A 23,075-nucleotide genomic window follows, 5' to 3' on the forward strand; every position below is an offset into this window, starting at 1 on the left:
ATGAACCGAAAGTTCGCAGCAAAAAAACACACAAAGCTGTCACATACCCATTCGCTGGAGCGTGATCCGCAAGGAAAACGAGCCGGCTACCGAATTTCTTGACGACCATAGAGCATTGGAACCACCTGATCCCATCCCGAACTCAGCAGTGAAACGATGCATCGCCGATGGTAGTGTGGGGTTTCCCCATGTGAGAGTAGGTCATCGTCAAGATTAAATTCCGAAACCCCTATCTGCGTATGCAGGTAGGGGTTTTGTTTTGCCTGCGAGAAAGTACGCTGCATTAAAAAGCCCCACACAGGAATCTCTGGTGGGGCTTTTTCGTTCCTGACTACTAAGCGTGATCAGGGTTTCCCCAGCCGCACCCTCACTGAAACTTCGGAAGAATGTGTTCAGCAATCTCTTCAATCACCTCCGCCACTGGCCGTTCACTACGACGCATATGCAATCCAACATGCTGCACCCCTGCGTCACGCAAAGCCTGTAGTTCATCAATCAACGCCAGTCGCCCGCAACTGCCGCCAAAACGCACGCGCCGCATTGGCGCATAAGGATTTGCTTCCAGATCCAGATGAACAAAGCTGATATAAGGCTTATCGCCGCCGACCTCACGCCACAGCCCCACTCGACGACGATGCTCATCCGGAGTGCCAGGGTAGGCGAGCCAACCGTCCATATGCTGGCCAATCCAGGCCGGAGACTGCTGCCCCAGTCCCGCCACCAGCAACGGCACCGGCTGATCACGCTCCGGTAGCAGGCGAGCGCCTTCCGGCAAGCGACCTTCACCCTGGCTACGCAACAACTCGACCGTGTCGCGAAAGATCTCGCCACGCTGCCCGTAGTCGACCCCAAACAACGGATATTCCATCGGACGGTCACCACTGGCGACCCCAAGGAGTAACCGCCCGTCACTCAGCTCATCAACGCTATTGGCAGCCTTGAGCGTCAACCACGGCTGACGTAACGGCAACACCACCGCTGCCGTCCCCAACATGATGTTGTCAGTAATCCCCGCCAGATAACCCAAATACGAAAAGGCTTCGAATACCTGCGCTGCATCGCCGAAATTGGGGTCATAGACCGGTACGTCGCGCACCCAAAGCGCCGCAAACCCAGCCTTGTCAGCCAAGCGTGCCATCGCGGCATGTTGCTTCAGATCGGGAACACCGAAAGGCCTGTCCTCGACCGCCCGAAGCCGTTGCCCAGCCGTGGACCAATCGTTATCCAGCGGCAGTTCCAGGCCAATGGAAAACCCGGTCGAGCCCAGTAATCGTTGAAATCGTGAGTGCATGGAAAGCTCCAAAAAAGGGAATCACATGCACTCAGTATCTACAGGCCCAACCACAAGAAAAATGCATGAATGGGAATATCAATCTTGAGTAAAACGCACGAGTTCACCAAAAAACCACACACACCCGACCGTCGTTTTGGCCCTCAAGGACAACCGTTTGAGGAAATCGCGCTAAAGTGCTGGCGTCATTTTTGGTATGGTGCAGCTCGTTTTTTAATGGACTGATTACAACGCTGAGGATCGGCCCCCCTTCATAGTCAAAGAGCTGCTGCAGAAATGCCCGAACCAATACCGATCAAGGATCACGAAAAAGAGACGCGCCTGGTCAATAAAAGACTGATGGCCTGCGCCTTGTTTGTGGTCGCCATCACCTGCGCCCTGGTCGTGCGCATGTACGTGCTGCAAGTGGTCGAATTCGATTACCACTCGACCATTTCCGAAAACAACCGCGTCCACGTTTTGCCGATCACCCCGACCCGAGGACTGATCTATGACCGCAATGGCGTGGTTCTGGCGGATAACCGCCCCAGCTTCAACCTGACCATCACCCGCGAACGCGCCACGGATGTCAAAGAAGAACTGGATGAGGTGATCAACCTCCTGCATCTGCCCGCCGAAGACCGCACGTTGTTTGACAAGGCCATGAAACAGGCACGGCATCCGTTCGTTCCAGTGACCTTGTTCTACGAACTCACCGAAGAGCAGATCGCCGTGCTTGCGGTCAACGAGTTCCGTCTGCCGGGGCTGGATGTTGAGCCGCAATTCGTCCGCCACTACCCGATGGGCGCGCACTTTGCCCACTCGATCGGTTACGTCGGTCGTATCAACGAGAAAGAATCCAAGGCCCTGGACGGTGTGGAATACCGTGGCACCCAGTCCATCGGCAAGACCGGCATCGAGAAATTCTACGAATCCGAGTTGCACGGCCACGTCGGTTACGAAGAAGTCGAGACCAACGCCCAGGGCCGCGTGCTGCGGGTGCTTAAGCACACCGATCCGACCCCCGGCAAAAACATCGTTCTGAGCCTCGACGTGCACCTTCAGGAAGCCGCCGAGGATGCCTTGGGGGATCGCCGTGGTTCTGTGGTCGCCCTCGATCCATCGACCGGCGAAGTGCTGGCCATGGTCAGCAAGCCAAGCTTCGATCCGAACATGTTCGTGACTGGTATCAGCTTCAAGGAATACGCGGCGCTGCATGACTCCATCGACCGGCCGCTGTTCAACCGCGTCCTGCGCGGCCTCTATGCGCCGGGCTCGACCATCAAGCCGGAAGTGGCCATCGCCGGCCTCGACGCCGGCGTGGTCACCCCGCAGACCCGCGTCTTCGATCCCGGCTATTACCAACTACCGGACTTCGATCACAAATACCGCAACTGGAACCACAGCGGCGACGGCTGGGTGGACATGGACGCAGCGATTATGCGTTCCAACGACACCTACTTCTACGACCTGGCGCACAAGCTCGGCATCGACCGCCTGCATGACTACATGGCCATGTTCGGCCTCGGCGAGAAAGTCTCCCTGGACATGTTCGAAGAATCCCCCGGTCTGATGCCGTCCCAGGCCTGGAAACGTGCGACACGCCGTCAGCCATGGTTCCCCGGTGAAACCGTGATCCTGGGCATTGGCCAGGGCTACATGCAGGTCACGCCGCTGCAACTGGCCCAGGCCACGGCGCTGATTGCCAACAAAGGCGTGTGGAACCGACCGCACCTGGCCAAGACCGTCGATGGCGTTGCGCCGGTGGACGAGAACCCGATGCCGAACATCCTGCTCAAAGATCCGCGTGATTGGGAGCAGGTCAACCACGGCATGCAAATGGTGATGCACGATGCCCGCGGCATTGCCCGCGCCGCAGCGGTGGGCGCCCAGTACCGCATCGCCGGCAAGAGTGGTACGGCGCAGGTGGTGGCGATCAAGCAGGGCGAGCGTTACAACCGGGCGAAAACCCTGGAACGTAACCGCGACAACGCCTTGTTCGTCGGTTTCGCCCCGGCCGAACATCCGAAGATTGTGATCTCGGTGATGATCGAAAACGGCGAAGCCGGTGGTCGGGTGGCCGGTCCAGTGGTGCGGCAGATCATGGACGCCTGGCTACTCGACCAGGACGGCCATCTCAAGCCGCAGTACGCCACGCCCGCCAAAGCGCCGGGCGATCCTCACGTCTAAGTGGTCGGGGCTTCACAGCACAGGCTCACGGATGCTGAGCATGTGCTGGAAGCTCTCCAGGAACACCGTTTCCGCTTGAGTCATCTTCTGCTCGCGATTCCACAGCAGTTGGATATCGAAATCCACCACGCCGTCTTCCGGCGGCAAACGCCAGAGCAAACCTTGCTCGACATCCCGCCGCACCAAGTGCACCGGTAAACACCCAATTCCAAACCCTGCGCAGATCAAGCGGTAAATCTCTTCGAAACTGGTGGAGGACGCGACGATCTTGCCGGTAAAGCCCTGTTCATCGCGAAACAGCGTCAACGGTGAAAGATTGCCGCCCAGTTGATCGCTGGTAAAGCTGACGAAGTTCTCCGCCGCCAGTTGCTCCAGGGTCAGGTTTTCCTGACCGAACAACCGATGACGCTGGCCGCAGAAGTACGCATAGCGCTCGCGAAACAGCACCCGCTGTTCCAGCCGTGGCTGCGGTAATCGGCACAGGCCGACGCCAATGGTCGCGGTCTTTTGCAGCAATGAACTGATGATGTTCGAGCTGCCCATCACCTCGACTTCCAGTTCGATTTTCGGGTGGGTTTCATGGAAGTCCGCAAGGAATTCATCGTAGTGCCGCGCCTGCACGCCACTGACGGTGAGAATGCGGATCTTGCCCACCACATCGTCATGCCGACTTTCCACCACCGTGCCCAAACGGGAAATATCGCCGTAGATATCCGCCGCAATGCGCAGGACTTCTTCCCCGGTTTCCGTCAGATCAAAGCGTCGGCCGCTGCGGGCAATCAGCACACATTCCAATTGTTCTTCCAGACGTTTCAGCGCCTGGCTCACCGCCGACTGGGTGATGTGCAAACGCGCGGCAGCGCGGCTCATGCTGCCTTCCTGGCCAATCACCAGATAAGTGCGAAGCAGGTTCCAATCGAGGCGGTCATTGAGAAATCGACGACCGACCCACGGGTTCGAAGTGGAGGACATAAATGATCCATGTAGTAGCACAGCTAATAGTAAAGATAAGAATTTGAAAATTGACTAATCCTGGCATGGAAGCGATAAAGCCCACAAGCGCCACAGAGTGCAACCGTATCCAGCCTTCAGTACCTGCCCAAAACTATAAATACACAGGGTCCTTGCATGCACACCACCCCTCAACCGCGACGCGCCGCGGCCGCTGCCTTCATTGGCACGACCATCGAGTTCTACGACTTCTACATCTACGCCACTGCGGCGGCGCTGGTGCTCGGGCAAGTGTTCTTTCCCAGCAGTGACCCGGTGATGAGCACCTTGGCCGCGTTCGGCAGTTTCGCCGTCGGCTTCATTGCCCGCCCCATGGCCGGCATGGTCTTCGGTCACTTGGGTGATCGCCTCGGTCGCAAGAAAATGCTGCTGGTGACCATGGCGCTGATGGGCCTGGCCACCGCCGGTATCGGTTTGCTGCCCAGCTACGCCAGCGTTGGCATTTGGGCGCCGGTCGGTCTGATCGTGCTGCGTTTGATCCAGGGTATTTCCGTCGGCGGCGAGTGGGGCGGGGCAGTGCTGATGGCCAGTGAGCACGCACCGGCCAAGCGCAAAACTTTCTACGCTTCGTTCGCCCAACTCGGCAGCCCGGCGGGTTTGCTGCTGGCGTTGATCGCTTTTCGTTTGGTGACATCCCTTGAGCCCGCGGACTTCCTGGCTTGGGGCTGGCGTCTGCCGTTCCTCGCCAGCGGTGTGCTGATGATGGTTGGCTTGATGATCCGTTCCGGGGTCCACGAATCACCGGAATTCGCCAAGGCCAGGGACAACAACGAAACGGCCCAATACCCGGTGAAGGACGTGATCCGTACCTGCTGGCGGCAGATCCTGTTCGCCGCTGCGGCCGTGACCATCGGTTCCGCCGGGTTCTTCTTCACCAACACCTTCATGATCACCTACGTCACCCAATACCAGGGCATCCCGCGCTCGACCATTCTCGATTGCCTGTTCCTGGTGACGGTCATTCAATTGCTCTCGCAACCACTCTCCGCATTGCTCGCCGAGCGCATCGGTGAAGGTCGCTTCCTCAAACTCGTCGCGCTGTTGTGCATGGTCACGCCGTACCCGATGTTCCTGCTGGTCGGCACGCAAAATATCGTGTTGATGACCCTCGGCATCGCCTTGGCGGTGGTGATCCTCTCGGCGCTGTACGCGGTGATTGCCGGGTACATGACCCAAGCGTTCCCGGTGCACCTGCGCTACTCGGGCATTTCCATCGCTTACCAGTTGAGCTGCGCCCTGGCCGGCGGCACCACGCCGCTGATCGGCACGCTGCTGGCCAGCAAGTTTTCCGGGCAATGGTGGCCGCTGGCGGTGTTCTTCACCTTGCTCTCGGCCCTGTCCCTGATCGGTGTTTGCGGCCTGGCCCGCCTGCGCGCCAACCCGGTCGTCACCCACGCTGCTAAAGAGGTGTATTCGTGAGTAAACCCGCACACATCGACCCGATTGAATGGCAAGCCCGTTGCGAACTGGCGGCGCTGTATCGCTTGGTCGCGCACTTTCGCATGACCGACCTGATCGACACCCACATCACCCTGCGCATTCCGGGACCGGAGCATCATTTCCTGATCAACCGCTACGGGGTGATTTTCGACCGCATGCGCGCCTCGGACCTGGTGCGCATCGATCAGGACGGACGCATCGTCGATCCCGAATACGCCGGTCACCGGGTCAACGCCGCAGGATTTGTCATTCACTCGGCGATCCACATGGCGCGTCCGGACCTGAACTGCGTAATCCACACGCACACCGCCGCTGGCATGGCCGTCGCGGCGCAGAAACAAGGCTTGCTGCCGATCACTCAGCATGCGCTGAAGTTCTACGGAAAATTGGCTTATCACACCTACGAAGGCATCGCGTTGTCGCTGGATGAGCGCGAGCGTTTGATTGCCGATCTTGGACCGCACCGGGCGATGATTCTGCGCAATCACGGCTTGCTGGTCGGCGGCTCCGGTGTGGCCCAGGCGTTCCAGGAAATCCACTTCCTGGAGCGTGCCTGTCAGGCGCAAGTGGCGGCGCTGGCCGGTGGTTCGGCGTTGCATTACCCGTCGCCGGAAGTCTGCGCCCACACCGCCGAACAGTTTGACCGTGATGAACAGGACAACATCATCGACCTGGCCTGGGAGGCCGCCTTGACCCTGATCGAATCCCAGCGCGAGTCCTACCTTTCATGAACACCGTCGTCCTGCTGTCCCGCGACAGCCTGTTACTCAAGCAACTGCAAGCCGCGTTCGCCCGCAGCGCGCCGCAACTCACCACGGTGCTGGCCGATGATCCGCTGGCCAAGAATGCGCAGATCGCCGCGTGCTGGTTTCCCTTGCCCGGCAGTCTCGCGGCATTGCCGAACCTGCAAGTGATTCACTCGGTCGCCGCCGGTATTGATCACTTGGAGCACGACTCGTCGTGCCCGGATTTGCCGGTGTGCCGGGTGGTCGATCCCGGCCACCGCCAGGGCATGACCGAGTACGTGCGCTGGGCGGTGATTCACTATCACCGGGGCTTCGACCAAATACTGGAGCAACAGCGGCAGCAACACTGGGAACGCCCGCTGCAACGGGCGGCGGGGCAATTCAAGGTCGGGGTGATGGGGCTTGGTTCGCTGGGCAGCGCGATTGCCGAGGATCTGGCCAGCGCGGGTTACGACGTTCGTGGTTGGGCACGTCGTGGCAAGGATCTGAGCGGTGTCCAGACCTTCGCCGGTGCGGAGCAACTGAACCCATTCCTCGATGGCTTGGAACTGCTAATCAACCTACTGCCATTGACTAGCGAAACTCGCGGCATTCTTGGCAATGCAACCTTCGAACACCTGGCCAATGGCGCCGCGCTAATCAATTGCGGACGCGGCGGCCATCTGAATATCGATGACCTCGAACACGCCCTGAAACGAGGGAAACTGCGCGGCGCTTTGCTGGATGTTTTCGAACAGGAACCGTTGCCCGCTGATCATCGACTCTGGAGCATGCCCGGCGTCACGATCACGCCACACATGGCCTCGGCAGCTTCCCACGATTGTATTGCCGAACAAATAGCAGAGAACTTTCGCCGTTTAAGCGCCGATGAACCGCTTTTGAATTGCGCCGACCGAACACTCGGTTACTAACAACAAACTCGCCCACTAAGTTGGGCGAGGCATAACAACAATCCCTCACTCTCAAACGATTTACTGCCAGTAAAAAACAATTAATCAAATTCCTGGAGTCAGTGATGAGCGATCTATCGTCCGCAGAAAAGTCCGGCGACCCGCCGATCAGTATGAAAAAAGTTGCTGTGGCCAGTGTCATCGGCACCACCGTTGAATGGTACGACCTGTTTGTTTTCGCTACGGCGTCGGCGCTGGTGTTCAACAAAGTGTTCTTCCCGGATTTTGTGCCGTTGATCGGCACGTTACTGGCCTTCGGCACGTTCGCTTCGGCGTACCTGGCGCGGATCGTCGGCGCAGCGTTGTTCGGGCACTTCGGTGACAAACTGGGACGCAAGTCGATGTTGCTGATTTCCCTGCTGACCATGGGCGCCGCCACGTTCGCCATCGGTTTGTTGCCCAACTACGCGGCTATCGGCATCTGGGCGCCGATCCTGCTGTTATTGCTCAGGGTGATTCAAGGTTTGGCGCTGGGTGGCGAGTGGGGCGGGGCGGTGTTGATGGCGGTAGAACATGCACCGGCCAACAAGCGCGGCTTGTACGGTTCGTGGGTGCAAATCGGCGTCCCGGCCGGAACCATGATCGCCAACCTGGCCTTCCTGTTGATCGCGGCCTACCTGTCCCCGGAAGACCTGTTGGCCTGGGGCTGGCGCATTCCATTTCTCGCCAGCATTTTGCTGATCGCCGTGGGTTTGTACATCCGCTTGAACATCGCCGAAACCCCGGCTTTCAACAAGGTCAAGGAGGCCGAAGTGCAGGTGAAAATGCCCCTGGCCGAAGTGTTTCGCAAGTACTGGAAGCAAGTGGTGCTCGGCGGCATCGCGACGATGTCGACCGGTGCGTCATTCAACATCATCGTCGCGTTCGGCCTGACCTACGGCACGCAGAATCTCGGCTTCAGTCGCAGCACGATGCTCGGCGTGGTGTTGCTGTCCTGCGCCTGGTGCATCGTGATGTTGCCGGTGTTCGGCGCGCTGTCGGACCGCTACGGTCGCAAGCCGATCATCGTCGCCGGCATCGTTGCTGAAGCCCTGGTGGCGTTCCCGATGTTCTGGTTGATGGACACCAAAGAGCTGCCGTTGGTGATCTTCGGTTACCTGATGTTGATGACCGCGTTCGCCGCCAACTACGGACCGATTGCGACGTTCCTCGCCGAATTGTTCGGCACGCGGGTGCGCTATTCGGGGTTGTCGATCAGCTACATGTTGTCCGGTTTGCTCGGCAGCGCGGCGACGCCGATTGTCACCACCGCTTTATTGGCGGCGACTGGCAAAGGGTCTTCGGTGGCCTGGTACATGATCGGCGCGGCAGCGATTTCATTGCTGGCATTGTTGCTACTGACCGAGACCTTCAAGCGCGACATCAGCGAAGTCCCAGTCGAGGCTCCGGCCGACCCGCAACACAAACCCTTCAAATCGGCTGCGGCCTAAACCCAGGAGTTCCAAAGCATGCGCAGAATCCAATCCGCCCCGGGTTTCATCGGCCCGGTCGGGCCTTACTCCCAAGCGGTGGTCAGCGGTCATCTGGTATTCACCGCCGGGCAGATTCCGGCTCAGAGTGGGCTCGACGATCAACCCGCCGAATTCCCCGAACAAGTGCGACAAACCTTGCGCAACCTGGAGGCGATCCTGATTGAAGCCGGCTCCGATTTCAGCCATGTGATCAAGGTCAACGCCTACCTCACCGATCCGGCGCAACTGGAACCGTTCAACGCCGTGTATCGCGAACTCCTCGGCCATGCGCCGCCGGCACGCACCACGGTGTGCGTGACGTTGTGGGGTGTGTCGCTGGAAATCGAGTGTGTCGCCGAGTTGATAACGAAGGAGTTGCACAATGGATGAGTCGAAACTGATCGAGCAGCTCAAAGCAGTGAGCTTTCCAACCCTCGGGCATTTCCTGGAGGAGGGCTTCGCCGATTCGCAACTGCGGGCGATGGTGCCCAATGTGAAAGTGGTCGGTCGCGCACTGACCCTGAAACTGGTCGGTGCCGATGCCATCGCGGTCAACCAGGCGTTGGCGCTGATCAAACCCGGTGATGTGCTGGTGATCGACACCGGAGGCGATCACCGGCACGCCCCGGTCGGCGCGGTGACCAGTTGCGCCGCGAGATGCGCCGGGGTTGTGGGGATTGTGGTGGACGGGGCGGTGACTGATCTGCTGGAACTGCGTGAGGCGGGTCTACCGGTGTTCGCTCGCGGCACCAGCCTGCTGACCACCAAGCTGCATGGGCGCGGCGATAGCCAGATCAATCAGCCGATCCACTGTGCTGGCGTCACGGTAAATCCCGGGGATTTGGTGTTGGCAGACGACAACGGCGTGCTGTTTCTCGACTGGCTAACCGCTGCGACGGTCATCGATCAAGCCCTGGCTTCCGATCACGCCGAGCCGCGTTTGCTGGAACGGTTAAAATCTGGCGAACCGGTTGCACAGGTTTTAAAAACTTAAGCCGTCAAACACGCCTGCAAGCTCTCGATAAACAACGTCTCCGCACGACTCATGCGCTGCTCGCGGTTCCACAACAAATGAATGTCCACATCGGCAATCCCTTCGTGGGGCGGCAGGCGCCAGAGCAATCCGACGTCGACGTCCGCCGCCACCACATGCTCGGGCAGACAGCCGATGCCGAACCCGGCGATCACCAGTCGCCGGACTTCTTCGAGGCTCGGCGACGACGCCACAATGCGTCCGCTGAAACCCTGCTGATCACGAAAAATCGTCAGCGGCGACAGCATGCCGCCAATCTGATCGCTGGTGAAACTGACGAAATTCTCCCGCTGCAAATCCCCCTCAGCGACGTTCTGCTGGCCGAATAATGCATGGTGCTTGCCGCAGAAAAACGCATAGCGCTGCCGCAGGAACAGCCGCTGTTCCAGACGCGGTTGTGGCCGGCGATTGAGACTCAAACCGAGGGTCGCGGTTTTCTCCTGCAAGGCGCTGACGATGTCGGAACTGCGCATCACGTCCACTTCCAGATCCACCCGTGGGTGCTGACGGTGAAAGTCGGCGAGGAAGTCATCGAAACGCTCAGAGAAGATCCGACTGATGATCAGCAACCGCACCTTGCCGATCACTTCGTCGGCCGGTTGCTCCAGCACGCTGCTGACTTGCGACATCTGCCCATAGATTTCACCGGCCAGTTCGAAGATCTGCTCGCCGACCTCGGTCAGGGCAAATCGCGGTCCGCGCCGGGCGATCAATTGTCGGCCCAGTTGTTCTTCCAGCCGCTTCAACGCCTGGCTCACCGCCGGTTGCGTGAGGTGCAGGCGTGCGGCGGCGCGGCTGATGCTCAGTTCCTGGCCGATGACCCGAAAGGTGCGCAGCAGGTTCCAGTCGAGGCGGTCATTGAGCAGGCGTTGCAATTCGCGTTCGGCCATGGTGACCCTCGATTATAAGCTGGCGTAATAGTCCGCATAATAAATAGAAAATTGACTAATCATAGCCCCGAGACGATAAATCAACTCCAAGACAGGCGCCGCCAGAGTGCCTTGATGCATCCGATTTCCTCCTGCCAAAAAAACAATCAAAGGAGCCCGACCCATGACGCCTCAAGCTTCGTCCCAACCGCGCCGTGCGGCAGCCGCAGCCTTCATCGGCACCATGATCGAGTGGTATGACTTTTACATCTACGCCACCGCCGCCGCCCTGGTGTTCGGTGCGCTGTTCTTCCCCTCCGACGACAAACTGTTCAGCACCATGGCCGCGTTCGGCACCTTCGCCGTGGGTTTCTTCGCGCGACCGTTGGGCGGGATTATCTTTGGCCATATCGGCGACCGTATCGGGCGCAAGAAGTCGCTGATCATCACCTTGTTGATGATGGGTGTGGTCACGGTGTGCATCGGTTTGCTGCCGACCTACGCGCAAATCGGCGTTGCGGCGCCAGTGCTGTTGATCCTGTTGCGCATCGTCCAGGGCATTGCCGTCGGCGGCGAGTGGGGCGGGGCGGTGTTGATGGCCGGCGAGCATGCGCCCAAGGGCCGTCGCAACTTCTTCGCTTCCTTTGCACAACTGGGCAGCCCGGCGGGTTTGATCCTGTCGTTGCTGGCTTTCAGTGCAGTCACTCGCTTGCCGGAAGAAGACTTGATGAGTTGGGGCTGGCGCCTGCCGTTCCTCGCCAGTTCGCTGTTGTTGCTGGTGGGTTTGGCGATTCGACTCGGTGTGAATGAATCGCCGGAATTCCTCGCCAGCCGCGAACTGGCCAGCAAAAGCACACGCAAGGAGCAGGCGCCGGTGATGGAAGTGCTGCGTACTGCGTGGCGTCCGCTGCTGCTGTGTATCGGCGCCAACACCCTCGGGATCGCCGGGGTGTATTTCACCAACACTTTCATGATCGCCTACACCACCCAGCAACTGGAGTTGCCGCGCTCACTGATCCTCGAGTGCCTGTTTGTGGTGGCGATTATTCAGTTCTGCATTCAGCCATTGGCGGCGTGGGTCGCGGAGAAAATCGGGGCGACGCGTTTCCTCTGCCTGATGTCACTGTTGGCGATGGCCTCTCCGTATCCGATGTTTGTGCTGGTCAGCTCGGCCCAGCCGTCGCTGATCATCCTCGGCATCGCCCTGGCGGTGGTGTGCATGGCCTCGTTCTACGCGGTGATCGCCGGTTACGTCAGCGGCATGTTCGAGACCCGCGTGCGCTACACCGCGATCTCCCTGGCTTATCAGATTTGCGGTGCGCTGGCCGGTGGCCTGACGCCGCTGATCGGCACGATGCTGGCGCATAAATTCGCCGGCCAATGGTGGCCGCTGGCGGTGTTCTACAGCCTGATCGCCGCCACTTCGCTGATCTGCGTCTTGTCCCTTGCTCGCCGCCATGCCAGTGCTGAACGTATCGAATTGGCCAACGCTTAATCCCGATTTTCGAGGAGTTATTTATGTTGAAGATTAATGGTGAACGCCTGTGGGCGAGCCTGATGGCCATGGCCGAAATCGGCGCCACGCCCCGGGGTGGCAGTTGCCGGTTGGCCTTGAGCGATGAAGACAAGGCCGGCCGCGAACTCTTCGCCCACTGGTGTCGCGAAGCCGGGATGACCCTGAGCGTGGACGCCATCGGCAACCTGTTCGCCCGCCGCGAAGGCACCGACCCGGATGCTGCGCCGGTGATGATGGGCAGCCACCTCGACACCCAGCCTGAAGGTGGCCGCTTCGATGGCGTCTACGGCGTGCTTGCCGGCCTGGAAGTGGTTCGCTGCCTTAATGACCTCGGCATTCAGACCCGCAAACCGCTGGAAGTGGCGGTGTGGACCAACGAAGAAGGTGCGCGCTTCACCCCGGCGATGTTCGGCTCGGCGGTGTTCACCGGCATCATGCAACTGGACGCGGCGCTGGCGGTGCGTGACATCGACGGCATCAGCGTTGCCGAAGCCCTGCAACGCACCGGTTATGCCGGCGAGCGTCCGTTGGGCGGTGCGGTGGATGCCTACTTTGAAGCGCATATCGAGCAAGGGCCGATCCTTGAAGACAACGCCAAGAGCATTGGCGTGGTCACGGGCGGCCAGGCGATTCGCTGGCTCGACGTGCGGGTTGAAGGCATGGCGGCTCACGCCGGTACTACGCCGATGCCATTGCGCAAGGACGCCCTGTACGGCGTGGCGCGGATGATCCAGGCCATCGAGGTTCTGGCTGCCGATTTCGCCCCCGAAGGCCTGACCACGGTGGGCGAGTTGAGCATTAACAAATCTTCGCGCAACACCATTCCGGGGTTGGTGAATTTCACGGTTGATCTGCGCCATCACCGCGACGAAGCCATCGAGGCGATGGAACAGCAAGTGCGCGCACGACTGCAGGCGATTGCCGACGGTCGCAGGTTGAACCTGACGATCACCCCGCACTGGATCAGCCCGGCGACACCGTTCGACGCCGAGTGCGTGGCAGCGGTGCAGCATGCGGTGGATGCCCTGGGCTACGCTCAGCAATCGATTGTCAGTGGCGCCGGGCATGACGCGATTCACTTGGCGCGGTACTGCCCGACGGCGATGGTGTTTATCCCGTGTGTCGGTGGTTTGAGCCATAACGAAGCCGAGGATGTGCTGCCTGAGGATGTGCGCCAGGGCACTGACGTGCTGCTCAACGCCGTACTGGCCCGCGCCTTAAAAACTGAATAGACCCAATCCCTAATGTGGGAGCGGGCTTGCTCGCGAATGCGGTGTGTCATTCAACAATGATGTCGACTGACACTCCCTCTTCGCGAGCAAGCCCGCTCCCACAGTTGAACGCATTCTGTTTCAAGATCCATGACTAACTGACAGGAATTCACCCCATGCGCAGTTTTTTCCACCCCGAACAATTGCTCCATCACCCACGCAGCTACTACTCCCGCGGGCAGATGCGCACGCCGCAGGAAGTCCCGGAGCGTGCGCAACGGCTGGTACAGGCCTCGCATTCCCTGGGCTTCAACGTCGAGCAACCCGCTGACGCCGGACTTGCGCCATTACTGGCGGTCCACGGTGCGCCATACCTGACGTTCCTCCAGGAAGCCCATCAACGCTGGAAGGAAATCCCCGAAGACTGGGGCGATGAAGTCATGTCGAACATCTTCGTCCGCGAGCCCAATGCCCTGCGCGGGATTCTCGCCCAAGCCGCTCGTTATCTGGCCGATGGCAGTTGCCCGGTGGGCGAGCAGACCTGGCGCTCGGCCTATTGGTCGGCGCAAAGCGCAATTGCCGGGGCTCAGGCGTTGCTCGATGGCGAGTCGGCGGCGTATGCCTTGTGCCGTCCGCCAGGTCACCATGCTCGGGCCGAGGCGGCCGGTGGTTTCTGCTACCTCAACAACGCAGCAGTGGCGGCGCAGGTCTTGCGCGCAGGGTTTGAGCGGGTGGCGGTGCTGGATACCGACATGCATCACGGCCAAGGCATTCAAGAGATTTTCTACGACCGTGACGACGTGCTGTACGTCTCGGTGCATGGCGATCCGACCAATTTCTATCCGGGCGTGGCCGGGTTTTCCGATGAGCGCGGCGTTGGCGCGGGGGAGGGGTTCAACCTCAATCTGCCGATGGCCCACGGCGCCAGTGAAGCGGATTTCCTCGGGCAACTTGAGGTGGCGCTCGCGGCGGTGAAAGATTTTGGCGCCGAGGTGCTGGTGCTGTCCCTGGGCTTCGATATTTTCGAGCTGGACCCGCAGAGCAAAGTGGCGGTGACCCGGGAAGGGTTTGCGCTGCTGGGCGAGCGGATTCGTAGCCTTGGGTTGCCGTGTTTGATTGTGCAGGAGGGTGGGTATCACCTGGAGAGTCTTGAAGATAATGCGCGGGCGTTTTTTGTTGGGCCGGAGGTTTGGCAGCTCTGAGTTTTTGAGTTGTCCGGGAGATTGCCTTCGCGAGCAAGCCCGCTCCCACAGGTTGACCGCGTTCCCATGGGGGTACTCGGTCACCTGTGGGAGCGGGCTTGCTCGCGAAGAACGATAACGCGGTCCCCCAGATGCGACACAAACGCCCTACGGCACTTGCCATCGCCCTGACGTTAACGTAAAGATTGACGCCACGGCGCTGATCTCAAAAAGCGCAAAGCGGACCGCTGCGGAGCGCTTGATGACGCTAATAAAAACAACACACCCCAAACCCCATCAGGAAGCCCGGCTGGCCCGGGAAAAGCTTCACCTCGAAGGCGAAGTCCCTGATGGCGTATTGCGTGCGGAAATCGACGCCTCATGGCGGCGCAGCCTCAGCCACGGCGTGCATTTCAACGGCAAGCACGAGCTGACCCTGGAATCGAGCGCCAGCCTTGAAGTGCTGTTGGCGAGCAACCGCTTGCTGATCGACGCCGCGATGCCGGCCATCGATTACTTGGCCGAACGCCAAGGTAAAGAAGGCCTGATCATCCTCGCCAATTCCGACGCGACCATCCTCGCCGTCGAAGGCCGCGCCGATCGTCTCAAGGGCTCCGGCCTGCAAGACATCACCCTTGGCGCCTGTTGGAGCGAAGCCGCTCGCGGCACCAACGCCCTCGGCACCGCGTTGGTGGAAGCCCGGCCAACCCTGATCGATTGCGGCGAACATTACCTGGATCGGCTGAGCGATTTTTCCTGCACTTCGGTGCCGATTCACTGCCCCCAGGGCGATATCCTCGGCGTCCTCGACCTGACCCGCGAAGGCCCTCTCGGCCGGGTCCACGACAGCACCGCGCTGCTGGCCATGGCCGTCAGCCAGATCGAGAGCCGGGTGTTCAACGCCAGTTACCCGGACCAGATCGTCCTCGCGTTCCACAGCCGTCGGCAGTACCTCGAATCCCCGTGGCAGGGCCTGTTGGCGGTGAGCCTCGGCGGACAAATTCTCGCGGTCAGCGCCCAGGCCTGTCAGTTGCTGCGCGCCGAACGCTCGGCGCTGGTGGGGCATCGCTGCGAAGAGTTTCTCGGGGTCGATGGCTTGCAACTGCTGGCGCGTTTGCAGCAGGGCGGCGTCGGCAGTCTGCAAACCGCCAAGGGCGAATTCTTCTACAAAACCCTGCGCGCACCCCAGCGGTCGATCAACGTTGGCACCACAACCCGCCCGGTGGCCAAACCCGCCAAACCCCAACCGGATCTTGAATCCCTGGCCGGCAGCAATGTCCGTTATGCCCGGGCGTTGCGCATGGCCCGCCAAGGTCTGGCTAACGAGTTACCGGTGTTGCTGCTCGGCGAAACCGGCACCGGCAAGGAAGTCATCGCCCGTGCCTTGCACATGGCCGGCAGCCGTTGCGATAAACCCTTCGTCGCAGTGAATTGCGCGGCGATTCCCGAAGGCCTGATCGAGTCAGAACTGTTCGGCTACCGCGAAGGCGCGTTCACCGGTTCCCGCCGTGGGGGCATGGTCGGGCGCCTGCAACAGGCCCATGGCGGCACCTTGTTCCTCGATGAAATCGGCGACATGCCGTTGGCCTTGCAGGCCCGGTTATTGCGCGTCTTGCAGGACCGCAAAGTCGCACCATTGGGCGCCGGCGAAGAGCAGGACATCGACGTCGCCCTGATCTGCGCCACCCACCGCGACCTCAAGCGCCTGGTCGAGGACAAACACTTTCGCGAAGACTTGTTCTACCGGGTCAACGGCATCAGCGTGATGCTCCCGGCCCTGCGCGAGCGCGAGGATTTCAGCGGTCTGGTCGGTCGTCTGCTGGCCAAACTCGACGCGCCGACGGTCACACTGCATGAAGACCTGAGCAAACTGCTCGGCGGCTATCACTGGCCGGGCAATATCCGGCAGTTGGAGATGGTGTTGCGGACGGCGCTGGCGATGCGCGAACCGGGCGACAGCGTGCTCACCCTCGACCACTTGCCCGACAGCATGCTCGACGACTTGACGGCCACCGAACGCCCCCAGGCCGGCAGCATTCGTGAAAACGAACTGGAGTTGATTCGCCAATCCCTGGACGCGCATCAGGGCAACGTCTCGGCCGCCGCCGATGCGTTGGGGATCAGCCGCGCGACCCTGTACCGCAAGCTCAAACAGTTGCGCCTGTGATGCAGCGCCTGATCGTGCGCTTGATCGACAGCCGCGACCCGCAAGCCCTGCAAGCGGCACTGCGCTGGCTATACAGCTTTGTGCGCCCCCATCGGCTGGCGATTGCCGGGTTGCTCGGCTTGTCGGTCTGCGCCTCGCTGCTGGTGCTGGTGCAACCGTGGCTGACCAAACTGCTGATCGACGATGGCCTGCTGGGGCGCAATTTCCCGGTGCTGGTGCTGATTGCCGGTTTGATGATCGTCGCGGGTTTGCTCGGCACCGCGCTGTCGGGGATCAACCGTTATCTGCACACGCGGTTGTCGGGGCGGATTCTGTTTGCTTTGCGCGATGATCTTTATCGGCACTTGCAGACGTTATCGCCGAGCTTCTACGGTCAGCGACGCATTGGCGACTTGATGTCGCGCCTGGATGGCGACGTGGCGGAGATTCAGCGCTTTGCCGTGGACTCGTTGTTTTCGGCGGTATCGAGCGTCATCGGCCTGTTCTTTTCCGTGGCGATGCTGCTGACCTTGTCGTGGAAACTGTCGCTGCTGGCGCTGGTGCTGATCCCCCTCGACGTGCTGTGGCTGCGCTGGATGCGGCGCAAGGTCGAGCGCGATGTGCGGCAGTTGCGCGAGCGTTCGGCGGACATGTCCTCGTTCATGGTCGAAACCTTGCCGGTGATGAAATTCATCCAGTCCGCCGGTCAGCAACAGCGCGAAGCGCGACGGCTGGAGACCTTGGGCCAGGGCTACATGAGCCAGTTGCTGCGCCTGCAAGTCACCGAGTTTTTCACCCAGGCTGTGCCGGGAACCCTGACTTCCTTGTCCCGCGCTTGTGCGTTCTTGATCGGCGGTTATTGGGTGGTGCAGGGCACGTGGCAACTCGGCGCGCTGATCGCGTTTTCGACCTACCTCGGCATGGCGGTGGGGCCGGTGCAGAGTCTGCTCGGGCTCTACGTCGCGATCCAGCGCATGACCGTCAGCCTCGGCCGGGTGATGGAGTTGCGTGGCGAAGAACCGACCGTGCTGACCCCTGTCACGCCGCAGCCGATGCCGAGCTCCGGTGAGCTGCGTTTCGACAATGTGCATTTCAGCCATCCGGGGCGCCCGAGCACCTTGAGCGGGATCGATGCGCGCATTCCCTACGGCTTGAAAGTCGCCCTGAGCGGCGGCTCCGGCGTCGGCAAAACGACCCTGATCGACCTGTTGCAACGGCATCACGATCCACAGTCGGGTCGGGTGTTGCTTGGGGACGTGGACCTGCGGGATCTGGACCTGTTTCAACTGCGGCGGCGCATTGCGGTGGTCAGTCAGGACATCGTGCTGTTTCGCGGCAGCCTCGCCGACAACCTGGCCTACGCGGTGCCGGACGCCAGTCGCGAAGCGATTGCCGAAGTGGCGCGGCTGGCGCAACTCGACAGCCTGATCGCGTCTTTGCCCGAAGGCCTCGACAGTCCCTTGGGCGAGCGTGGCCAGCAGTTGTCCGGTGGGCAGAAACAACGGATCGCCATTGCCCGCGCCTTGTTGCAGGACCCGTTGATTCTGGTGCTCGACGAGGCCACCTCGGCGGTGGATGAAGCCACCGAGCGCGAAGTGATCGAAGCCATCGACCGCTTGTTTGCCGGACGCACGCGTATCCTTATCAGCCATCGCCCATCGACGTTGGCCGATGCTGATCTGCGTTTTGAATTGCTCGACGGCGTGCTCACGTCGAAAACGGTGCTGCATGAAGCCTGAACTGCGAATTGGCGTGGTGGACAGCGGACACTCGGCGGCGCAGCGGGTGCAGGTTGTCGCGGGGCGCAGGTTTTCGTTGCTTGAGGATGGGCTGGCGGAAGGGGATTTGCGCGACGATCCGCTCGGTCACGGTAGCGCGGTGATCGAAGCGATTGGGCGGCGGGCGCCGGCGGCGGTGTTTTGTGTGGCGCAGGTGTTCGACCAGCGTGGCGTGACCAGTGCCTTGCAGATTGCCACGGCGATTGACTGGCTGGTGGCGCAGGACGTGCGGTTGATCAATTTGAGTCTTGGCTTGCGCCAGGATCGCAGTCTGTTGCGTGAAGCCTGTGGCCTGGCGGTGGCGCGGGGGGTGTTGCTGTGTGCATCGAGCCCGGCCCAGGGAGAGGGGGTGTTCCCGGCGAAGTATCCGCAGGTGGTGCGGGTGACCGGTGATGCCCGTTGCGCCGAGCATGAATGGTCCTGGCTCAACAGCGCCCAGGCAGATTTCGCGGCGTGTGTGCATGGGACCTATCCGGGGCAATCCGGCGCCAGTCTGGGGTGTGCGGCTTTAAGTGGGCACATCGCCGGTTTCCTGGTGGCGCATCCCGATGCGAGCAATCAGCAGGTCATCGAATGGCTGCGGGATCACGCCCGTTACCGTGGGCCTGAACGGCGTTTCGGGCCGTGATTTGCGTTCTTGGCGCAGGACCGGCGGGCGCGGCGGTGGCCTTGGGTTTGCGTCGGCTCGGTTACCCGGTGACGCTGGTCAGTGAATGGCGCCGTTTTGCCGCGCTCGAAGGGGTTTCCATGCGCGTGCTGGAGGCTTTGCGCGGCGCCGGTTTGCATCAGGTGTTGGCGGATGCGGCGCTGCCTTCGCAACGGCAGGTGTCGTGGAACGGCCAGCAGCATGCGCAGAACATCGAATTTTTACTGGATCGCCCGAGTTTTGATCGAGGCCTGCGCGAGGATCTGCGTGGGGCTGGGGTCGAGTTGATCGAGGGGCGGGTGTTGATCGTGCAGTCCTCGGCGGCGGGACATCGAATCGAGATCGAAGGGCACGCAGCGTTGCTCGCGGATTTCCTGGTGGAGGCTCGGGGGCGTTCAGCTCCAGCCCTCGGCAAAGGCCTGCGCGGACCGGAGACGGTCAGCCTGCTCAATCGCTGGCAGGCCACGCCGGGCGACACCGCCAGCGCCGTGGAAAGTCTTGAGGACGGTTGGGCCTGGATGGCGCGACGGGCCGACGGTCAGTGTTATTGGCAATGGACGGTGGACGTGGCCAGCGCTGAGTTGCCGGGTAAGGCGCGGTTGCTTGATTACTGTCGTCAGCGACGCCACGCCTCGGAAGTAGCTCGGGCGTTTTTTGGCGATGGGCCGCAAACCGATCTGCAACTGCATGCCCGCAGCAGCACCGCGATCCTGTGCCCACAGGTGTGCGGCGAGAACTGGATTCGCGTGGGCGATGCGGCGATGGCGGTGGATCCGTTGTCGGGCAACGGGATTTTCCAGTCCCTGTCCTCGGCGTTACAGGCGCCGACGGTGATCAACACCTTGCTGCGTAAACCCGAGCGAGCGGCGCTGGCACAGCGCTTTCACCAGCAACGGGTGGAGCAATTGTTTTTGCGCTTTGCCCGGATCGGGCGGGACTTTTATGCCGATGAACGGCGGTGGTGGGAGCAGCCGTTCTGGCAGGCGCGGCGGTGTTGGCCGGATGCTGAAGTGGCGCATGCAGAGGCGGATTTTGCTTCATTGCGGATTGAGCGGGCACCGGTATTGCGCGATGGGTTTGTGGATGAGGCCGAGGTGGTGATCACGGCGGATCAGCCGCTGGGAATCTGGCATGTGCAGGGGGTTGAGATGGCGCCGTTGCTGCGGCGGTTGTGGAATGAGCCTGCCGAGCAGGCGTTGGCGGGGTTGACGGTGGAGCAGGGGCGGGTGGTTCGGGGGTGGTTGTTGGCTCAGGGGTTCAAGCCCTGATATTTGCGTTGTTTGAAATGGCCTCTTCGCGAGCAAGCCCGCTCCCACAGGGGAATGCATTCCAAATGTGGGAGCGGGCTTGCTCGCGAAGGCGGCCTAAAGAACGACAAAGATTCAGAGCTTGATCAACACCGACTTCAACTCGGTGTAATGCTCAATCGCTGCATACCCCATCTCGCGCCCGACCCCGGACATTTTGTACCCACCAAACGGCAATGCCGGATCCAGCGCACTGTGGCAATTGACCCACACCGACCCTGACTTGATACGCGGAATCATCCGATGCACCGCCGCCAAATCATTCGACCAGATACTCGCCCCCAACCCGTAAGGGCTGTCATTGGCCATGCGCAACGCATCCGCCTCATCATCAAACGGAATCGCCACCAGCACCGGCCCGAAAATCTCTTCCTGCACCAATGAATGCTTCTGATCGACGTCGACAATCACCGTCGGCTTGACGAAGAACCCAGGCCCGAATTGTTCGCCACCGCAGGCAATCGTCGCGCCGCTTTCCCGGCCCTTTTCGATGTAGCCGTAAACCCGTTCCTGCTGCCGCTTCGAAATCAACGGCCCCATGTCGACCGTCGGGTCCATGCCGTTGCCGAGCTTCATGGCGTTGGCGATGTCGGCGATGTCTGCCACCACGTTGTCGAAATGCTTGCGCTGCACATACAGCCGCGAACCGGCGCAGCAGACCTGGCCCTGGTTGAAGAAAATCGCACTGGCAGCGCCGGCGGCGGCGATCTTCAGATCGGCGTCGGCCATGACGATGGTCGGCGATTTACCGCCCAGTTCCAGGGTCACGCGGGTCATGGACTCCATGGCGATCTTGCCGATCTGCTTGCCCACAGCGGTGGAGCCGGTGAAGGTCAACTTGTCCACCAAAGGATTGTGGGTCAGCGCCGAGCCGGCGGTGATGCCGGTGCCGGTCACGACGTTGAACACGCCTTCGGGGTAGCCGGCTTCCAGCACCAGTTCGGCGAGTTTCAGCGCGCTCAGCGGGGTTTCATCCGCAGGCTTGAGCACCACCGTGCAACCGGTGGCCAGGGCCGGGCCGAGTTTCCAGCAGGCCAGCAGCAACGGGAAGTTCCAGGCAACGATGGCGCCGACTACGCCCACCGCTTCACGACGGATAAAACTGTGGAATTGATCATTGGGCATCAGCGGCAACGACACCTCGACGCTGGAACCTTCGATCTTGGTCGCCCAACCCGCCATGTAGCGCAGGAAATCGATGGACAGTTGCACGTCCATCACCTGGGCCACCGCCGCGCTCTTGCCGTTGTTCAGGCATTCCAGTTGCGCCAGCAGCTCGGCGTCGCGCTCCATCAGGTCGGCGAGTTTCCACAGCAGATTCTGTCTTTCCCGAGGGCGGGTGCGGGTCCAGGTTGAATCGTCGAAGGCATGACGGGCGGCGAGCACGGCGCGGTCAACGTCGTCCGGAGTGGCCCGTGGCACCACACACAAAATTTCACCCGTGGCGGGGTTGTGCAGGGGCATGGTCTGGCCATCGGCGGCCTCGACCCAGTCACCGCCGATCAGCATGCGCGGAGCGCGCTGGATAAACGCCGAGGTGGCGGGATGCAAATAAGGGAGGGACATGGCGAGCGCTCTTTTTATTCGTGAGATCCAGGCTTTCGCAATGGCTGTGCCAAGTGCCGGAAACGGCAGGATGGCCCTTGATTGACCGGGTTTGGCGGGTTTTAACGAATGATGCAGCTCTGGATTTTTTCGCAATTTGCGACAGCGGCTGAGACGACGAGCAACCGGGTTGCGCCCTTGAGCGCCCCAACATTGAGGACTAGAATTTTCAGGCTCGGTGGGCGAACGAGGGAGTCTTCGCCCGGCCACACATCTGGCGTGAGGGAGGTAACAATGTTCCTTTCAACCCTGGAAATTCAAAACATCATTGAACACAGCTTTTTGCCTTCGGTGTGCACCTGCAAGATGGAGGCAGACCAATCCCTGACCATTCGGGTCTGCGACTGCATGACCGGTAAAGTCGACATGGTGGCGACCCATGTCCCGCTCTGGACCCTGGACAGTCCGCATGCCATCGCCTCGTTGGTGGCGGACATGCGCCAGGAAATCGAGGTCCACAAAGGCGTTCACCCGACCTTCTACATCTGAACCGACGGCATGCCGCCCTTTCGCACAGGACGGCATGCCGCCGAACGTTCAGGCCGCTATTTTCCGCACGACCCCGGCGAGTGCATCGTGGCAGCTACGCTTGTCTCAGACTGCAACAGTTGTCGCGATATTAGACGCGGGTGATCGGCTCCACACCGGGCCTTCGGCTTTCATATTTACGTAACTGATTGATTAAAAACGATATCGGTAAGCTGGCACGCTCCGTGTATTGCTCA

19 protein-coding genes and 1 rRNA gene are annotated in these 23,075 nt (G+C 60.8%); 16 read left to right on the top strand and 4 right to left on the bottom strand.

Features of this window, described 5'->3' with window-relative positions:
• The first annotated feature begins 97 nt into the window (after positions 1-97).
• Positions 98-213, top strand: a 5S ribosomal RNA gene (gene rrf / locus BK665_RS28390).
• A gap of 154 nt (positions 214-367) precedes the next feature.
• Here rrf and BK665_RS28395 read toward each other — a convergent pair.
• Positions 368-1,291, bottom strand: a complete 924-nt coding sequence (locus tag BK665_RS28395; RefSeq protein ID WP_123409842.1) for a TIGR03571 family LLM class oxidoreductase — start codon at positions 1,289-1,291, stop codon at positions 368-370.
• 276 nt (positions 1,292-1,567) lie between these two features.
• Here BK665_RS28395 and mrdA point away from each other — a divergent pair, with 276 nt between their 5' ends.
• A complete protein-coding gene (gene mrdA, locus BK665_RS28400; protein ID WP_123409843.1) occupies positions 1,568-3,460 on the top strand; it encodes a penicillin-binding protein 2 in 1,893 nt (630 codons plus the stop codon).
• Between the two features lie 12 nt (positions 3,461-3,472).
• Here the strand turns inward: mrdA and BK665_RS28405 are convergent, their stop codons facing one another.
• Entirely contained in the window at positions 3,473-4,432 is a 960-nt protein-coding gene (locus BK665_RS28405) for a LysR family transcriptional regulator (protein WP_123409844.1), read from the bottom strand.
• 156 nt (positions 4,433-4,588) lie between these two features.
• On the opposite strand from BK665_RS28405, the gene BK665_RS28410 reads away from it, so the two are divergent.
• The 6 genes from BK665_RS28410 to BK665_RS28435 all read left to right on the top strand — a co-directional run bounded on the left by BK665_RS28410 (position 4,589) and on the right by BK665_RS28435 (position 10,052).
• Positions 4,589-5,890 (top strand): MFS transporter, encoded by a 1,302-nt coding sequence (locus tag BK665_RS28410; RefSeq protein WP_123409845.1) that lies wholly within the window; start codon positions 4,589-4,591, stop codon positions 5,888-5,890.
• A complete protein-coding gene (locus BK665_RS28415) occupies positions 5,887-6,642 on the top strand; it encodes a class II aldolase/adducin family protein (RefSeq protein WP_123409846.1) in 756 nt (251 codons plus the stop codon). The genes BK665_RS28410 and BK665_RS28415 overlap by 4 nt, the downstream gene beginning before the upstream one ends.
• The gene (locus BK665_RS28420; RefSeq protein WP_123409847.1) at positions 6,639-7,568 is read left to right on the top strand and encodes a 2-hydroxyacid dehydrogenase; all 930 of its coding nucleotides are present in this window, start codon (positions 6,639-6,641) and stop codon (positions 7,566-7,568) included. Before BK665_RS28415 ends, BK665_RS28420 begins: the two co-directional genes overlap by 4 nt.
• A 104-nt stretch (positions 7,569-7,672) precedes the next feature.
• Positions 7,673-9,037: an MFS transporter gene (locus BK665_RS28425; protein WP_123409848.1), complete on the top strand. Its 1,365-nt coding sequence runs from the start codon at positions 7,673-7,675 to the stop codon at positions 9,035-9,037.
• An 18-nt stretch (positions 9,038-9,055) separates the two neighbouring features.
• Positions 9,056-9,448: a RidA family protein gene (locus BK665_RS28430; RefSeq protein WP_123409849.1), complete on the top strand. Its 393-nt coding sequence runs from the start codon at positions 9,056-9,058 to the stop codon at positions 9,446-9,448.
• Positions 9,441-10,052: an RraA family protein gene (locus BK665_RS28435; protein WP_123409850.1), complete on the top strand. Its 612-nt coding sequence runs from the start codon at positions 9,441-9,443 to the stop codon at positions 10,050-10,052. Before BK665_RS28430 ends, BK665_RS28435 begins: the two co-directional genes overlap by 8 nt.
• Here BK665_RS28435 and BK665_RS28440 read toward each other — a convergent pair.
• Positions 10,049-10,981, bottom strand: coding sequence for a LysR family transcriptional regulator (locus tag BK665_RS28440; RefSeq protein ID WP_123409851.1), 933 nt, complete (start codon positions 10,979-10,981; stop codon positions 10,049-10,051). The genes BK665_RS28435 and BK665_RS28440 overlap by 4 nt on opposite strands.
• A gap of 163 nt (positions 10,982-11,144) precedes the next feature.
• Here BK665_RS28440 and BK665_RS28445 point away from each other — a divergent pair, with 163 nt between their 5' ends.
• The 7 genes from BK665_RS28445 (at position 11,145) to qhpG (ending at position 20,706) form a co-directional block, all read left to right on the top strand.
• Positions 11,145-12,455 carry an MFS transporter gene (locus tag BK665_RS28445; RefSeq protein WP_123409852.1) on the top strand — a complete coding sequence of 437 codons (1,311 nt, stop codon included), beginning with the start codon at positions 11,145-11,147 and terminating at the stop codon, positions 12,453-12,455.
• Between the two features lie 23 nt (positions 12,456-12,478).
• Positions 12,479-13,708 carry a Zn-dependent hydrolase gene (locus BK665_RS28450; RefSeq protein WP_123409853.1) on the top strand — a complete coding sequence of 410 codons (1,230 nt, stop codon included), beginning with the start codon at positions 12,479-12,481 and terminating at the stop codon, positions 13,706-13,708.
• 155 nt (positions 13,709-13,863) lie between these two features.
• Positions 13,864-14,889 carry a histone deacetylase family protein gene (locus BK665_RS28460; RefSeq protein ID WP_123409854.1) on the top strand — a complete coding sequence of 342 codons (1,026 nt, stop codon included), beginning with the start codon at positions 13,864-13,866 and terminating at the stop codon, positions 14,887-14,889.
• A 241-nt stretch (positions 14,890-15,130) separates the two neighbouring features.
• Positions 15,131-17,035, top strand: coding sequence for a sigma-54-dependent Fis family transcriptional regulator (locus BK665_RS28465; protein ID WP_123409855.1), 1,905 nt, complete (start codon positions 15,131-15,133; stop codon positions 17,033-17,035).
• Positions 17,035-18,753: an ABC transporter ATP-binding protein gene (locus tag BK665_RS28470; protein WP_123409856.1), complete on the top strand. Its 1,719-nt coding sequence runs from the start codon at positions 17,035-17,037 to the stop codon at positions 18,751-18,753. Before BK665_RS28465 ends, BK665_RS28470 begins: the two co-directional genes overlap by 1 nt.
• Complete coding sequence (gene qhpE, locus BK665_RS28475) at positions 18,743-19,420, top strand: subtilisin-like serine protease QhpE (RefSeq protein ID WP_123409857.1); 678 nt, start codon at positions 18,743-18,745, stop codon at positions 19,418-19,420. The genes BK665_RS28470 and qhpE overlap by 11 nt, the downstream gene beginning before the upstream one ends.
• Entirely contained in the window at positions 19,417-20,706 is a 1,290-nt protein-coding gene (qhpG, locus tag BK665_RS28480) for a flavin-dependent monooxygenase QhpG (RefSeq protein ID WP_123409858.1), read from the top strand. The genes qhpE and qhpG overlap by 4 nt, the downstream gene beginning before the upstream one ends.
• 114 nt (positions 20,707-20,820) lie before the next feature.
• Here the strand turns inward: qhpG and BK665_RS28485 are convergent, their stop codons facing one another.
• On the bottom strand, positions 20,821-22,311 hold the full coding sequence (locus tag BK665_RS28485) for an aldehyde dehydrogenase family protein (protein ID WP_123409859.1): 1,491 nt from the start codon (positions 22,309-22,311) through the stop codon (positions 20,821-20,823).
• A gap of 273 nt (positions 22,312-22,584) precedes the next feature.
• Between BK665_RS28485 and BK665_RS28490 the strand changes: the two genes are divergently transcribed.
• A complete protein-coding gene (locus BK665_RS28490; RefSeq protein WP_123409860.1) occupies positions 22,585-22,839 on the top strand; it encodes a DUF1652 domain-containing protein in 255 nt (84 codons plus the stop codon).
• The last annotated feature ends 236 nt before the right edge of the window (positions 22,840-23,075 follow it).

The sequence above is a fragment of the Pseudomonas frederiksbergensis genome, from assembly GCF_003732665.1.
Classification (GTDB): Bacteria; Pseudomonadota; Gammaproteobacteria; order Pseudomonadales; family Pseudomonadaceae; genus Aquipseudomonas; species Aquipseudomonas frederiksbergensis_G.

Coding starts and splice junctions, on each gene's coding strand:
- BK665_RS28395 (WP_123409842.1), bottom strand. CDS start 1,291: ATGCACTCACGATTTCAACGATTACTGGGCTCGACCGGGTTTTCCATT.
- mrdA (WP_123409843.1), top strand. CDS start 1,568: ATGCCCGAACCAATACCGATCAAGGATCACGAAAAAGAGACGCGCCTG.
- BK665_RS28405 (WP_123409844.1), bottom strand. CDS start 4,432: ATGTCCTCCACTTCGAACCCGTGGGTCGGTCGTCGATTTCTCAATGAC.
- BK665_RS28410 (WP_123409845.1), top strand. CDS start 4,589: ATGCACACCACCCCTCAACCGCGACGCGCCGCGGCCGCTGCCTTCATT.
- BK665_RS28420 (WP_123409847.1), top strand. CDS start 6,639: ATGAACACCGTCGTCCTGCTGTCCCGCGACAGCCTGTTACTCAAGCAA.
- BK665_RS28425 (WP_123409848.1), top strand. CDS start 7,673: ATGAGCGATCTATCGTCCGCAGAAAAGTCCGGCGACCCGCCGATCAGT.
- BK665_RS28430 (WP_123409849.1), top strand. CDS start 9,056: ATGCGCAGAATCCAATCCGCCCCGGGTTTCATCGGCCCGGTCGGGCCT.
- BK665_RS28435 (WP_123409850.1), top strand. CDS start 9,441: ATGGATGAGTCGAAACTGATCGAGCAGCTCAAAGCAGTGAGCTTTCCA.
- BK665_RS28440 (WP_123409851.1), bottom strand. CDS start 10,981: ATGGCCGAACGCGAATTGCAACGCCTGCTCAATGACCGCCTCGACTGG.
- BK665_RS28445 (WP_123409852.1), top strand. CDS start 11,145: ATGACGCCTCAAGCTTCGTCCCAACCGCGCCGTGCGGCAGCCGCAGCC.
- BK665_RS28450 (WP_123409853.1), top strand. CDS start 12,479: ATGTTGAAGATTAATGGTGAACGCCTGTGGGCGAGCCTGATGGCCATG.
- BK665_RS28460 (WP_123409854.1), top strand. CDS start 13,864: ATGCGCAGTTTTTTCCACCCCGAACAATTGCTCCATCACCCACGCAGC.
- BK665_RS28465 (WP_123409855.1), top strand. CDS start 15,131: ATGACGCTAATAAAAACAACACACCCCAAACCCCATCAGGAAGCCCGG.
- BK665_RS28470 (WP_123409856.1), top strand. CDS start 17,035: ATGCAGCGCCTGATCGTGCGCTTGATCGACAGCCGCGACCCGCAAGCC.
- qhpE (WP_123409857.1), top strand. CDS start 18,743: ATGAAGCCTGAACTGCGAATTGGCGTGGTGGACAGCGGACACTCGGCG.
- BK665_RS28485 (WP_123409859.1), bottom strand. CDS start 22,311: ATGTCCCTCCCTTATTTGCATCCCGCCACCTCGGCGTTTATCCAGCGC.
- BK665_RS28490 (WP_123409860.1), top strand. CDS start 22,585: ATGTTCCTTTCAACCCTGGAAATTCAAAACATCATTGAACACAGCTTT.